This is a genomic window from Pseudomonas sp. Fl5BN2, from assembly GCF_009908205.1.
Lineage (GTDB): Bacteria > Pseudomonadota > Gammaproteobacteria > Pseudomonadales > Pseudomonadaceae > Aquipseudomonas.
Window position 1 is genome coordinate 1 of record NZ_JAAARL010000026.1, and the last position, 13809, is coordinate 13809.

Here is a 13809-nt window from a genome sequence, read left to right on the forward strand (position 1 = left end):
GCGCATTCTACAGCAGCCTCATTTGCTGTCAAGTGATTATTTTCAGAAGTTTTCAAAGTTTCCTTTGTAACTTCAACCACTTGCGCTTCCGATCTCTCGTTAGCGGGAGGCGAACTCTACAGCGTTATACGCTGCTGTCAACACCTCTTTTTCACCGCTTTCGACCGAGAGGATCGAATCGTTAATAAGGCTAAAACTCACTGCCTTACCAACTCCTTCTGGCTTCGATGAACTTAAGCGTAACCGCTGCCGAAAACTGCGTAACTCGTTGAATTTCAAGGAGTTTTCCGTTTCGACTGCGCCGGAAGTGGGGCGAATTATAGACGTGTAGAATCTGCCGTCAACCCCTAATTACACTTTTGTTGCAGAAGCAGGCCGCTTAGCCAATAAACGCGGGATTCTGCACATTACCACCGGGATTCGCAGCCCCAACAAAAGAGCGCCTATAAAGGCATACACAGCCCACTCTTTAAGATCCGCCCGCACAATCCATAGCATGTGCAGCAAACCCAAGCCAAGAATGACGTAAACCAACCGATGCAGCGCCTTCCATCGACGCCCCAACAGACGCTGGCTATATCTATTGGAGGTAACCGCAAGCATCAACAGTCCGAGAAACCCCAGGCTCCCGACAATAATGTACGGCCGCTTACGCAGCTCAACCCCCAGCTGCGACCAATCCAGACCAAGAATAAACACTGCATAGGCACTTAGATGCAGCACTACATAAGCAAAGCACCACAAGCCAAGTTGCCTGCGAACCATAATCCACCCTGCCCAGCCGGTTAGCTTCTGCAACGGTGTCATGCCCAGAGTGACCAGCAACAGTATCAAGGTACCCAATCCCAAACGATCAACCAGTACCTTTCCAGGGTCCGGCCCCAGCGCCAAGCTCCAGGCCTGGTACAACCAGAGCAAAGGCCAGATGGAGATCATGACAAAAACACCAATACGCCAGATGGGATAACGCATCAGTAATTCTTCCGCAGATCCAGGCCGCTATATAAAGAAGCAACCTCGTCCGAGTAGCCGTTGAACATCTGCGTCTCGCGGACGTTCGGACTGAACAGACCACTCGGCAAGCGTCGCTCCCGCGCCTGAGTCCAACGCGGATGATCAACCGTGGGGTTCACGTTGGCGTAGAAACCATACTCATCGGAAGCAATACTCTGCCAGGTCGTCTTCGGCTGCTCTTCCACCAGACTGATACGCACAATCGACTTGATGCTCTTGAAGCCATATTTCCATGGCACCACCAAACGCAGGGGCGCGCCATTCTGATTAGGCAACTCGCGGCCATACATGCCCACGGCAAGAATCGCCAAAGGATTCATCGCCTCATCCAGACGCAACCCCTCGACATAAGGCCAATCAATCAAAGCAAAACCCGAGCGCTGGCCTGGCATACTCTTGGGGTCCTGAAGGGTTTCAAAACGAATAAATTTGGCTTGGGAAGTCGGCTCAACCTGCTTAAGAAGCTCAGAGATCGGAAAGCCTATCCACGGAATAACCATCGACCAGGCTTCTACACACCTAAGACGGTAGATTCGCTCTTCCAACTGATAGGGCTTCATGAAGTCCTCCAGCGCGTAGCGTCCTGGCTTTCCAACCTCCCCATCCACAACGACAGTCCAAGGCTCGGTTTTCAGCGCACCGGCATTCGCAGCAGGGTCGCCCTTATCCGTACCGAACTCATAGAAGTTGTTGTAGTGCGTCGCATCCTTGAACGGCGTGATCGCCTCATTCTTGGCGGTGACGGCCTGCCAATGGGTCGCCGGGAGTTTTTGAGCAAACCATGACGGCAGCTTGCCGGGCTCAACATCGGGGTAGCGACTCGCCTCTTCGGCACAGCCCCAACTGGGCAAGCTGCTAGCCGCCAGGCCAACAATGGCACCACCCAACAGGCTGCGACGAGAGAAATACAGGGATTCAGGCGTGACGTCCGACTCTTTGCAGTCAGACGACTTGGGGACTTGGATCAGCATGACAACTCCGCAGTATTGGAGAACAGATGTACCAATAGACTGCGGAGTATGGGGGAAATTACATCACTCGGTGCTTTTGCGCCGACGCAGATGCAACAAGTACTGAACCGGGCCCGAAGCTGCATAGGCAAGGAAGACAAGGAGCAGAATACGTGGCGGATCGCTGAACACCACGGCAAAGACCAGCACCACCGCCAGGATCGCTACAAAAGGCACGCGCCCTTTCAGATCCAGATCCTTGAAGCTGTTGTATTTGATGTTGCTGACCATCAGCATGCCTGCTGCCGCGACCATCAGTGCAACCAGGAACGACATCTTCGAACCTTGGATACCGTAGTCACTGAAGGCCCACACAATACCGGCCACCACGCCCGCCGCCGCAGGGCTGGCCAGACCGATGAAGTAACGCTTGTCAGCGGTCCCCACCTGAGTATTGAAACGCGCCAGGCGCAACGCAGCGCCAGCAACATAGATAAAGGCAACCATCCAGCCGACCTTGCCCATATCACCCAGGGCCCAACCGAAGGCCAGCAACGCCGGCGCAACGCCAAACGCGACCATGTCCGACAAAGAGTCGTACTCGGCGCCGAAGGCGCTCTGGGTGTTGGTCATACGGGCGACTCGCCCATCCAGGCCGTCGAGCACCATGGCGACAAAAATCGCGATGGCGGCAAAGGCGAAGTACTTGCTCGCCCCTGCCGTATCACCGGCGCTCAATGCACTCTGGGCACTCATCGAACTGATGATGGAATAGAACCCCGCGAACAGATTCGCAGTGGTGAACAGATTCGGCAGAAGATAGATACCACGATGCCGGACTTTACGGCCTTCAGCGTCATGCCCTTCTTCGACATGCTCATCGATCGGTAGCAGGCTTTCGGCGTCAGAGGCCTGGTTTGGCTCTTCGGGACGTTCGCTCATGGACAATACCTTGCAACGGTGTGAATAGTTTCGACAGATACCCAGGACCGCGATTCGGCCACAAAGGATCCAGCTTTATACCAGAACCTACCCGCCCAAACGAAAAAACGCGGCCTAGGCCGCGTCTTTCCTGACAAAACTCGAACTTAGTTCTTGGCTTTATCGACGATTTTGTTAGCACCGATCCACGGCATCATCGAGCGCAGTTGCTCACCGATGATTTCGATACCGTGAGCAGCGTTGTTACGGCGCTTGGCGGTCATCGATGGGTAGCCGGTAGCGCCTTCGCTGATGAACATCTTCGCGTACTCGCCATCCTGGATGCGCTTCAGAGCGTTGCGCATGGCCTGACGGGATTCAGCGTTAATGACTTCAGGGCCAGTCACGTACTCGCCGTACTCGGCGTTGTTGGAGATCGAGTAGTTCATGTTGGCGATACCGCCTTCGTACATGAGGTCAACGATCAGCTTCAGTTCGTGCAGGCACTCGAAGTAGGCCATTTCCGGCGCGTAGCCAGCTTCAACCAGGGTTTCAAAACCGGCTTTGACCAGCTCGACGGTACCGCCACACAGAACAGCCTGTTCGCCGAACAGGTCGGTTTCAGTCTCGTCCTTGAAGGTGGTTTCGATGATGCCGGTACGGCCGCCGCCTACGCCAGCAGCGTAAGACAGAGCAACGTTCTTGGCGTTGCCGGAAGCGTCCTGGTAGATGGCGATCAGGTCAGGGATGCCGCCGCCCTTGACGAACTCGGAACGCACGGTGTGACCCGGTGCTTTCGGCGCGATCATGATCACGTCGAGGTCGGCACGCGGCACAACCTGGTTGTAGTGGATCGCGAAGCCATGGGAGAAGGCCAGGGTGGCGCCCTTCTTGATGTTCGGCTCGATTTCATTCTTGTACAGGGAAGACTGGAACTCGTCCGGAGTCAGGATCATGACCAGGTCGGCAGCAGCAACAGCGCTGGCAACGTCGGTCACTTTCAGGCCATGGGCTTCAGCCTTGGCAACGGTAGCCGAACCTTTACGCAGGCCAACAGTCACGTCAACGCCGGAGTCTTTCAGGTTGCACGCTTGAGCGTGGCCTTGGGAGCCGTAACCGATGATGGCGACTTTCTTGCCCTGGATGATCGACAGGTCGCAGTCTTTATCGTAGAAAACTTTCATGAATTTCCCCTATATCAGGCCGTTCCGGCCATTCGCTAATTTGGTTTAGATGCTGAGTACTTTGTCGCCGCGGGCGATACCGGTTACGCCGCTACGGACGGTCTCCAGAATCGAGGCGGTGCCGACGGACTGAATGAAGCTGTCGAGCTTATCGCTGGTACCGGTCAATTGAACGGTATACACGCTAGCGCTGACATCAACGATCTGCCCACGGTAAATATCGGTAGTGCGCTTAACCTCGGCGCGCTGGGCACCAGTGGCCTTGATCTTGACCAGCATCAGTTCGCGCTCGATGTGAGCACTTTCCGACAGGTCAACCAATTTGACCACTTCGATCAACTTGTTCAGGTTCTTGGTGATCTGCTCGATGACCTCATCATGGCCGACAGTAGTCAACGTCAGACGCGACAGAGTCGGGTCTTCTGTAGGCGCCACAGTCAGGCTTTCGATGTTGTAGTTGCGCTGCGAGAACAGGCCAACTACACGAGACAGAGCACCCGGTTCGTTTTCCAGAAGCAAGGAAATAATGTGCCGCATGATTAAGTACGCTCCGTCTTGCTCAGCCACATATCGCGCATGGAGCCGTCTTTGATCTGCATCGGGTAGACGTGCTCGCTGGTGTCGACCGAAATATCAATCACCACCAGGCGATCTTTCATGGCGAACGCCTCTTCCATCTTCGACTTCAAGTCTTTCGACTCGGTGATGCGCACGCCGACGTGACCATAGGCTTCTGCCAGCTTGACGAAATCAGGCAGCGACTCCATATAGGAGTGCGAATGACGGCTGCCATAACTCATGTCTTGCCACTGGCGAACCATACCCAGAACACCGTTGTTCAGGATGACGATTTTTACCGGCAACCCGTACTGCAGGCAGGTAGACAGTTCCTGAATATTCATCTGGATACTGCCCTCCCCCGTTACACAAGCAACGTCGGCATCCGGGAAGCTCAACTTGATGCCCATGGCAGCCGGGAAACCGAAGCCCATGGTGCCCAGGCCACCGGAGTTGATCCAGCGGTTCGGCTTGTTGAACTTGTAGTACTGCGCGGCGAACATTTGGTGCTGACCCACGTCGGAGGTCACAAAGGCATCGCCCTTGGTCACTTCGCACAGGGTTTCGATCACAGTCTGTGGCTTGATGATGCTGCCATCGCCCTTATCGTAAGGGAACAGGCCGCGATCACCGCGCCACTCATCGATCTGCTTCCACCAGCTCGCGACCGTATCCTTGTTCGGGGTCTCGCCGATTTCCTTGAGGGCCGCAACCATTTCGGTCATGACGCTCTCCACCGGGCCCACGATAGGTACATCGGCCTTGATGGTCTTGGAGATGGACGCCGGGTCGATATCGACATGGATGATCTTGGCGTTCGGGCAGAACTTCGCCGGGCCGTTGATAACCCGGTCATCGAAACGCGCGCCGACTGCCAGGATTACGTCAGCATGGTGCATCGTCAGGTTGGCGGTGTAGCTGCCGTGCATGCCGAGCATGCCGACGAACTGCCGGTCGGTACCGGGGTATGCGCCCAGGCCCATCAGGGTGTTGGTCACTGGCAGATTGAGCATCTTGGCCAGTTCGGTCAGCGGTGCGGAACCGCCACCGAGGATCACTCCGCCACCTGCATAAAGCACAGGACGCTTGGCCGCCAGGAGCATTTCTGCTGCCTTGCGGATTTGCCCGGAGTGACCGCGCACAGCCGGGCTATAGGAGCGCAGCTTGGCTTTCTTGGGAAAAACGTATTCGAACTTTTCAGCCGGGTTGGTCATGTCCTTGGGGATATCGACCACCACCGGGCCAGGACGACCGGATTGCGCCAGATAGAACGCCTTCTTCATGACTTCCGGGATTTCCGAAGCGTGCTTGATCATGAAGCTGTGCTTCACGATCGGCCGGGAGATACCGATCATGTCGGTTTCCTGGAACGCATCGGTGCCGACCATGGTGCTAGGCACCTGACCGGAAATGATCACCATTGGAATCGAGTCCATATAGGCGGTGGCAATACCGGTAATGGCATTGGTCGCACCCGGGCCGGAAGTCACCAGTACCACACCGGCTTTACCGGTGGCACGGGCATAGCCGTCAGCCATATGGGTTGCCGCTTGTTCATGGCGAACCAGGATGTGAGTCACTTCCGGTTCTTTGAACAGGGCATCGTAAACATGCAGGAGAGCACCACCCGGGTACCCGTAGATATATTTGACGCCTTCGTCACGCAAAAAGCGGACGAGCATCTCACCGCCAGATAAAAGCTCCACGTTGTTCACCTCTAAAACGCCAGAATACCGCCCTCAAAAGGGAGCGGGTCTTAATAGGTTTACTTCTCAGCAGAGCATGAGCGACGGTAGTCGCCGACTACGTCAGCACTGACTGAGCAAGTATTGGGAGCCCCCCAAAGTGTTGCGGGGTTTTCCCACCCAGCGCGAGGTAACGCGTTGCGGGTGTAGCACTTCGGCGCGGGTGTGCGCCTCATGATCTGCTGAGTGGGTCTGCTTCTGGCAGTCCCTCTACAGCGGACTTTGGATTCTTCTGTTTCGTCCTCTTCAAGTCAAGTCGTCTATGTAGCTAATTCGAACTAAGCGCATGAGAACGCAAGAAAAAACCTCAAAACAACAACTCTCTGCGCTTCAATTGCGCAATCTCCAACAAGCAAATCAGAATTGCGAACCTTGACTTTATTCACAGACCTATTGAACGGCCCAGGTCCTGAACCTGATGCATAAGGAGAAAGCCCCGCGGTAGCGCCAGACGAGAACACACAGGGCTATAGGGAACGACTGCCAGGTGAACCTGGCAGTCCAGCGTCAGCGAGTAGCTACGATGAGCTGATCAAACTCTTTGAGCAGAGCACGCAACTGCTGGTCGCGCCCCTGCATGGGACGGGTAGAGAACACCATCTCGGCCATTTCCTGGATACCGGAAGCATTGGGCAGCGGCAGATCCTGCTCCAGGATCATCTTCATGCGAGGCAGGAAGATCCACTGCAGCCATTGCTCGAACTCCAGCGTATCCACGGCAAAAGGCTGGGTACTGGCCAAAGATTCGGCACTGGGCGCAACGTCACCCCACAAGCCCTGCAATCGCAGTTCGCGCTCGATCAACAGCAGGTGCTCGGCGATTCTCGGAAAACGCATATCCATCACAGCGAAACCCGGGCTTTCTGACGGGCCTGGGCCGCACCAGCGGCGTCGCCCTGCTTTTCACGGGCTTGAGCGATCAACTCCCACAAGCTCGCCTGAAGATCGGGACGACCGCCAGAGAAGCTCAGACCGCGACGGGCAAACTGCTCTGCTTGAGGAGCATCGCCCTGGGCCATTCTCACCTGAGCCAGACGGTACAACACCTGCGGCTCGCGCGGCGCCACACGCTGAGCGCGTTCGAGACTGGAGGACGCGCCGTTCAGATCACCACTGGACTGCTGTTGCTGAGCAGTGGTCAGCAACGCCAATACCGGGCCGTCCAGCTGTTCATCGGCCGACAAGCCACCCGCACGGGCCGAAGGAATGCCACTCGGCGTCGAAGGCATATTGTAGGTGCCCTGGTTGATCGGAGCCGACTGATAACTCGAACCATCCACCGGTCCCGGTGTAATAGGGCCAGAAGTGACAGGACCCGGAGTAATCGGCGAACTGCTGATCGGCGCCGAGGCCGTTGCACCGCCGCCAGGGACCATCACCACGACTCCGGAGTCTGCCGGAATCGCCTGAGCCTGAGCTTGCGCCGGACGCTTGATAGTCGTCTGACGAAAACCTCCAGAGGCGGAAATTCGCTCACTGTTGGACACGGCGGTCCCAGAGTCCACGACGGGAATGGAACCGCGCTGCACACTGGCGCAACCGTTGAGCAACGCCAGCGCTGTAATAGCTGGAACCCACCATTTGTTCACGTCAAACCCTCATCGCTTAGTTCATCCAGCCTTTGACCCAATCCATCACCGAATCACCACCTGCCGGGGTTTCACCACCGCAAGAGGCGCCGGGAGGCGGTTCGCTGCCGCGAATATACGGCATCTGCACCGCGCCCGGACAGTTGGCGTCGGAGCCCTGCCCCGTACGCGAATCGATCCAGGCCTGGACCACGTTGTCCGGCTGCGGCATGTCCAGTGGCAATGGGTCAGCCTTGCGCATGAAACTGGTCCAGACCTGCAAGGCACCGGTGGCACCGGTAAACGGTGTCTTGCCGTTATCGTCGCGCCCCAACCAGACCACGGCCAGCAAGTCCTGGCTGAAACCGGCGAACCAACTGTCACGGGAGTCGTTACTAGTACCGGTCTTGCCGGCAAGCGCCAAGGTCTTGGGCAATACGTTGTACACCGAGCTGCCCGTGCCTTCACGCATCACCCGCTGCATCGCACTCTGGATCAGGTAGATCGACCCAGCATCGAATCGCTGTTGAATCTGGAACGGATAGCGCTTGAGCGGCTCGCCTTCGGCGGTCAGCACGCTGCGAATCCCGCGCATTGGCGTATTGAAACCGCCATTGGCCAGCGTCTGGTACATGGTCGCCACTTCGATCGGACTCATGCCCCCCGCGCCCAGCAACATCGAAGGAAATGCCGGGAACTCCCGGGTAACCCCCAAGCGCCCAAGGGTCTTCAACACATTGGGTACGCCCACTTCCAGACCGAGCCGCGCAGTGGACAGGTTGTAGGAGTGGGCCAGCCCCTGATAGAGGAAAACCGTACCGTGGGAGCGCCGATCATAGTTCTGCGGCTTCCAGACTTGGCCATCCGCACCTTTTACCGAGAACGCCTCATCCGAGAGCCAACTGGTCAAGGTGTACTGACTGGGCTTTTCCAGAGCGGTCAGGTAGACCGCCGGCTTGATCAACGAGCCGATCGGGCGCACCGCATCCAGCGCTCGGTTGAATCCGGCGAAACTGGCCTGGCGACTACCGATCATGGCTTGGACTTCACCGGTTTCCGGATTGGTCACGACCATCGCCGCCTCGACGTCTTCCGAGCCCTTGCGACCAGACAGGCGCTTGAAGGTATCGTTGACCGAGGCTTCCGCCTTCATCTGCAAGATCGGATCGAAACTGGTGAAAATGCGCAGGCCTTCTTCGGTCAAGTCTTCGTCGCGGTAGTCCTGCCGCAACTGGCGCTTCACCAGGTCGAGGAAACCCGGGAACGAGCTGTCCGCCAGACTGCCACGTTTGGTCACGCCCAAGGGCATGCTCTTCGCTGCGGCAACCTGCTCCGCCGTGGCCACGCCCTGCTGTTCAAGCAAATCAAGCACCAGGTTACGCCGCTCCAGTGCACGCTCAGGGTAACGCCGCGGGTTGTAATACGAGGGGCCCTTGACCATCCCCACCAAGAGCGCCACCTGGTGCAACTTGAGTTCGGACAGCGGCTGACTGAAAAAGAACTGACTGGCCAGACCGAAGCCATGCACTGCACGCTGGCCATCTTGACCGACGAAAACTTCGTTGAGGTAAGCCTCAAGGATTTCGCGCTTGTCGTAATGCAACTCCAACAGCAACGCCATCATCGCTTCATTGAGCTTGCGTGACAGGCTGCGCTCGTTGGTCAGGAAGAAGTTCTTCACCAACTGTTGGGTCAGGGTACTGCCGCCCTGGCGCATCTGGCCCGACGACGTGTTGACCCAGATCGCTCGAGCGATCGACTTCGGCGACACCCCGAAGTGCGAATAAAAGTCACGGTCTTCCACCGCCACCAGGGTTTCCAGCAGATATGGAGGGACCTGATCGATCTTGATCAGAATCCGGTCTTCAAGATTCTTAGGGTACAGACCACCGATCAACAGCGGCTCCAGACGCACCACCGCCAGTTTCGCGCCCTTGCTGCCGGAGAGTTCAGCCACATAGTCGCCGGAGAAACGCACACGCACGGGCTGCGCCTGCTCCAGCCCTTCATAGAACTGGAAACCGCGGGTATTCAGGTCAACGGTATTGCCGCTGACCGCCGCAGCGCCGGGGCCGTTGGCGACACTTTCGCGGCGATAGCCCAGGGCATCGAGTTCCGTCAGGAAGTCGTCTTTGCTGAGCTTCTGTCCGACGAACAGCTCCAGCGGACGTGCATAGACCTTGGCCGGAATGGTCCAGCGCTTGCCGGAGAACTTCTCCTGGACCACAGCATCAAGGTAAATCGCAAAGCCGGCGAGCACCACCAAACCAACCAGACTGAGCTTGAGCGCCCAGCCCAGCCAGGGGCGCAGGCCACCAGACGAAGTTTTTTTAGCGGAACGAGGGGATCGGGTACGAGTCATGGCGGCGGATTATACGCACTTTATTCATCCTCAACATGTGCCGCCCGAGGTTTGCCTTAGCGCTCTCAGCAGCCATAATGACGCCCTCGATTTTCCCGACGCTGAAGGATCGCCTGTGAGCCAGTCACTGATCGCCGCCCTGCAAAACCCTGCTTTGTATCCTCATCCCGTAGACGGGTTTCAGGTCATCGAAACCCACATCTCCTGGGTTCTGCTCACCGGCCCCTTTGCTTATAAAGTGAAGAAGCCGGTCAACTTCGGTTTCCTCGATTTCACCAGCCTGGATGCTCGCGAACATTTCTGCGGTGAAGAGCTGCGATTGAACCAGCGCCTGACCGATGATCTTTACCTGGAAGTGCTGCCGATCACCGGCAGCATTGAGGCCCCTGAACTGGGCGGCAGCAGCCCGGTCATCGAATACGCGTTGAAAATGCGCCAGTTTCCTCAAAGCCAGTTACTCAGCACCCTGCAGGCCAACAGCGAACTGACCACCGCACACATCGACGAGATGGCCCAACAGATCGCTCAATTTCACCTAAACGCTCCCAAGGTTCCCGCCGCCCACGAGGCTGGCACTCCAGACAGCGTAATGGCGCCGGTGCGCCAGAACTTCGAACAGATCCGTCCGTTTCTCAGCGACAAGGCCGACCTGCAGCAACTCGAAGCCCTGGAAGCCTGGGCAGAGGCCAGCTTCGAACGTCTCAAGCCATTGCTGGCCCAGCGCAAGAGCGAAGGTTTCATCCGTGAGTGCCACGGCGATATCCATCTGGGCAACGCCACGATCATCGATGGCAAAGTGGTGATTTTCGACTGCATTGAATTCAACGAACCTTTTCGGTTCACCGACGTGTATGCCGACACCGGTTTCCTCGCCATGGACCTGGAAGACCGCGGCCTGAAAAGCCTTGCTCGGCGCTTCATCAGCCAGTACCTGGAACTGACCGGTGACTATCAAGGCCTGGAGCTGCTCAACTTCTATAAAGCCTATCGCGCCCTGGTACGCGCCAAGGTCAGCCTGTTCAGCATGCCCGCCGACGCCACCCCGGTGCAGCGCGCCACCACCCTGCGTCAATACCGCAACTACGCCAACCTGGCAGAAAGCTACAGCACCATTCCATCGCGCTTCCTGGCTATCACCTCAGGTATTTCGGCGGTCGGCAAAAGTCGCGTTGCCATGCGCCTGGTTGAAGCTCTCGGCGCCATTCGCCTGCGCTCCGACGTGGAACGCAAGCGCCTGTTCGGCGAACAGCAAGTAGCGAACGACCCGCACGCTGGCATCTACAGCAGCGAAGCCAGCAGTACTACCTACGCACGCCTGCATGAAATCGCCGAAACCATCCTGCGCGCCGGCTTCCCGGTGGTGATCGATGCCACCTACCTCAAGCGCGCCCAACGGGATGCTGCTGCCAAGGTTGCCGAAGCCACTGGCACGCCTTGCCTGATCATCGACTGCAATGCTCCTGAGGCGGTGGTTGCCAGCTGGTTGGCGCAACGCCAGGCCGATCAGAACGACCCTTCCGACGCCACCTTGGAAGTGATCGCCAATCAACAAGCCACTCGCGAAGCCCTGACAGACGAAGAACTGCTGCGTAGCAAACGCATCGAAACCAACGAAAGTGGCAGCCTGGATGCCCTGGTTGCCAACATTCGTCAGCGTCTCCCGGGCCTGTAAGCGATTATTTCAGCCGTGAAGTGGCAAAGACTTCACGGCTGAAAAATAGTGGCACTATACTGGCGTCATAAATCCAACACCGGTGATGTCACCATGAGCCAACCGAAACTTCTCGACACTCCGCTCTACGCCCTGCTGCATAAAGACGACATCGTCGGTTTCAACCGCGAACGTCCGAAGGATCACCCCGTAGACATGCGCGGCGGCGACTTCCGTGGCCTTGATCTGCGCGAACTGAACGCCCAGGGCATCGATTTCACTGACGCCTACTTCCGCTCGGCGGATCTGCGTGGCCTGGACCTGCGAAACGCCTCCATGGAAGGCGCCAGCCTCGCCCATGCGCAGATTTCCGGCGCCTACTTCCCGGTCGAACTGACTGCCGATGAGATTCTCATGTCGGTCAATTTCGGCACCCGCCTGCGCTACAACACCCGCTGAGCTTCCTGCCCCTCTATGTCCGGCGCACTGTTCAGGCCGGACTATAGCCCTCCTCTCTCGCCTTTCCCCACCTCTGCAAGGCCTGGGCACGTCTTGTTGTCGAGCCTTGATTCATCGGCCTTAGAAGCATTTGCGCCAAACCCGACCAAAGAACAGCGCGTTTTCTGCTGAGCGCTACACTCCTGTGAGGCTACCCACACACCATTCGGCCATCGCCAGGAGGCTTAATGAATGATGAACTGCAACACCTGAAAAACCTTGGCAAGACATCCGCACAATGGCTGCATGCAGTGGGTATCCATAGTGCTTCCGACTTGCGTCGCCTGGGCGCGGTGGACGCCTACCGAGCGGTGCGTACCCGCGGTTTTCGCGCGTCGAAAGTCCTCCTCTACGCCATCGAGGGCGCGCTGATGGACATGCATTGGAACGATCTCCCCATCGAGCGCAAAGAGGCGTTGAACAGACAGTTGGATGCCATTTCCACTCGTCATAAAAACTGACTGGCAGATCCTCATGTATCTATTGGGAGAACAACCGGATTATGCCGACGCCCTGATCAATCGGCTGCAAAGCATCCCGACTCAATTGCTGGAAGGTCTCTCGCCCAGTGCCCCAGTGCTGGAGCTTGAGCCCATGGAGGATCTGTCCAGCGTATTGCCAGACCATCAGTTGTTCCTGCTGGAAAGTGGCGTGATCCAGGCCAGTGTCGAAGAACGGCCTTTGTTCTACCTGCATGAAGGCGATCTGGTCGGGCTGCGTCGCGGTATCGAACACCCACAATGGCATTTGAATTGCGATACGCCATTGCGTCTGATCCCCTACCTGAGGGCTGAAGTATTTCGGCATGTCTACGCTGACGAGCAACGCTCGGAACTGTTTCTGCAGTACCTGATCGGCCAGACCGCCCTGCTCTCCGATGCAATCGCCCGCTTGAAACCTCCGCAATTACGTAGCAACAACGGCTTCAAACGCGTGGAGACGGGCGAACTGCTGATTGCCCAGGGCGATGAAGCTGATCACGTGTTTGTGATACTCGAAGGCCATGCACAAGCCTTTGTCGACGGTCACAAGGTCGGGGATGTACCCAAAGACGAAATTTTCGGCGCCATGGCCATCTTTACCGGAGAGAAACGCAGCGCCAGCGTGATCGCCAGTGAGCCGAGTACAGTCATGCTGATTCCCAAGGAGCAGTTTCTCAGCCTGACCCAGAGCAATCCGCGGATCGCCCACAGCCTGATCGAAAGCATGGCCCGGCGCATCGATCTGCTGAACAAGGAAGTCACCCGGCTCATGGCCTTGAACACCCCGGAATAAAGGCTGGTTTACCGGTGATCCAAACAAGCGTTCGGAGAAATATGCGAAAACTGAAAAAGCTTTGTTGACTTCGAAATGAGAAT

General features: G+C 57.2%; 13 protein-coding genes. 4 read left to right on the forward strand and 9 right to left on the reverse strand.

Annotated features, from left to right (window positions below; translation table 11 throughout):
- Nucleotides 1-351 precede the first annotated feature (351 nt).
- The 9 genes from msrQ to mrcB form a co-directional block, all read right to left on the reverse strand.
- Nucleotides 352-972: a protein-methionine-sulfoxide reductase heme-binding subunit MsrQ gene (gene msrQ / locus GV819_RS27820; protein ID WP_161759245.1), complete on the reverse strand. Its 621-nt coding sequence runs from the start codon at nucleotides 970-972 to the stop codon at nucleotides 352-354.
- A complete protein-coding gene (gene msrP / locus GV819_RS27825; RefSeq protein WP_161759246.1) occupies nucleotides 972-1985 on the reverse strand; it encodes a protein-methionine-sulfoxide reductase catalytic subunit MsrP in 1014 nt (337 codons plus the stop codon). Before msrP ends, msrQ begins: the two co-directional genes overlap by 1 nt.
- 63 nt (nucleotides 1986-2048) lie before the next feature.
- On the reverse strand, nucleotides 2049-2906 hold the full coding sequence (gene pssA, locus GV819_RS27830; RefSeq protein ID WP_161759247.1) for a CDP-diacylglycerol--serine O-phosphatidyltransferase: 858 nt from the start codon (nucleotides 2904-2906) through the stop codon (nucleotides 2049-2051).
- A 146-nt stretch (nucleotides 2907-3052) separates the two neighbouring features.
- Entirely contained in the window at nucleotides 3053-4069 is a 1017-nt protein-coding gene (gene ilvC, locus GV819_RS27835; RefSeq protein ID WP_003228216.1) for a ketol-acid reductoisomerase, read from the reverse strand.
- A gap of 45 nt (nucleotides 4070-4114) precedes the next feature.
- Nucleotides 4115-4606: an acetolactate synthase small subunit gene (gene ilvN, locus GV819_RS27840; protein ID WP_161759248.1), complete on the reverse strand. Its 492-nt coding sequence runs from the start codon at nucleotides 4604-4606 to the stop codon at nucleotides 4115-4117.
- Between the two features lie 2 nt (nucleotides 4607-4608).
- Nucleotides 4609-6333: an acetolactate synthase 3 large subunit gene (locus tag GV819_RS27845; RefSeq protein ID WP_161759249.1), complete on the reverse strand. Its 1725-nt coding sequence runs from the start codon at nucleotides 6331-6333 to the stop codon at nucleotides 4609-4611.
- A 546-nt stretch (nucleotides 6334-6879) separates the two neighbouring features.
- Nucleotides 6880-7215 (reverse strand): YqcC family protein, encoded by a 336-nt coding sequence (locus tag GV819_RS27850; protein WP_161759250.1) that lies wholly within the window; start codon nucleotides 7213-7215, stop codon nucleotides 6880-6882.
- Entirely contained in the window at nucleotides 7215-7961 is a 747-nt protein-coding gene (locus GV819_RS27855; RefSeq protein ID WP_161759251.1) for a tetratricopeptide repeat protein, read from the reverse strand. The genes GV819_RS27850 and GV819_RS27855 overlap by 1 nt, the downstream gene beginning before the upstream one ends.
- Nucleotides 7962-7977: 16 nt before the next feature.
- The gene (gene mrcB, locus GV819_RS27860) at nucleotides 7978-10302 is read right to left on the reverse strand and encodes a penicillin-binding protein 1B (RefSeq protein WP_161759252.1); all 2325 of its coding nucleotides are present in this window, start codon (nucleotides 10300-10302) and stop codon (nucleotides 7978-7980) included.
- A 115-nt stretch (nucleotides 10303-10417) separates the two neighbouring features.
- On the opposite strand from mrcB, the gene GV819_RS27865 reads away from it, so the two are divergent.
- The 4 genes from GV819_RS27865 (at nucleotide 10418) to GV819_RS27880 (ending at nucleotide 13726) form a co-directional block, all read left to right on the forward strand.
- Nucleotides 10418-11974, forward strand: a complete 1557-nt coding sequence (locus GV819_RS27865) for an AAA family ATPase (RefSeq protein ID WP_161759253.1) — start codon at nucleotides 10418-10420, stop codon at nucleotides 11972-11974.
- Nucleotides 11975-12067: 93 nt separating this feature from the next.
- Nucleotides 12068-12412 carry a pentapeptide repeat-containing protein gene (locus GV819_RS27870; protein WP_161759254.1) on the forward strand — a complete coding sequence of 115 codons (345 nt, stop codon included), beginning with the start codon at nucleotides 12068-12070 and terminating at the stop codon, nucleotides 12410-12412.
- 227 nt (nucleotides 12413-12639) lie between these two features.
- Nucleotides 12640-12912: a TfoX/Sxy family protein gene (locus GV819_RS27875; protein WP_161759255.1), complete on the forward strand. Its 273-nt coding sequence runs from the start codon at nucleotides 12640-12642 to the stop codon at nucleotides 12910-12912.
- Nucleotides 12913-12925: 13 nt separating this feature from the next.
- Nucleotides 12926-13726: a Crp/Fnr family transcriptional regulator gene (locus tag GV819_RS27880; RefSeq protein ID WP_161759256.1), complete on the forward strand. Its 801-nt coding sequence runs from the start codon at nucleotides 12926-12928 to the stop codon at nucleotides 13724-13726.
- Nucleotides 13727-13809 lie beyond the last annotated feature (83 nt).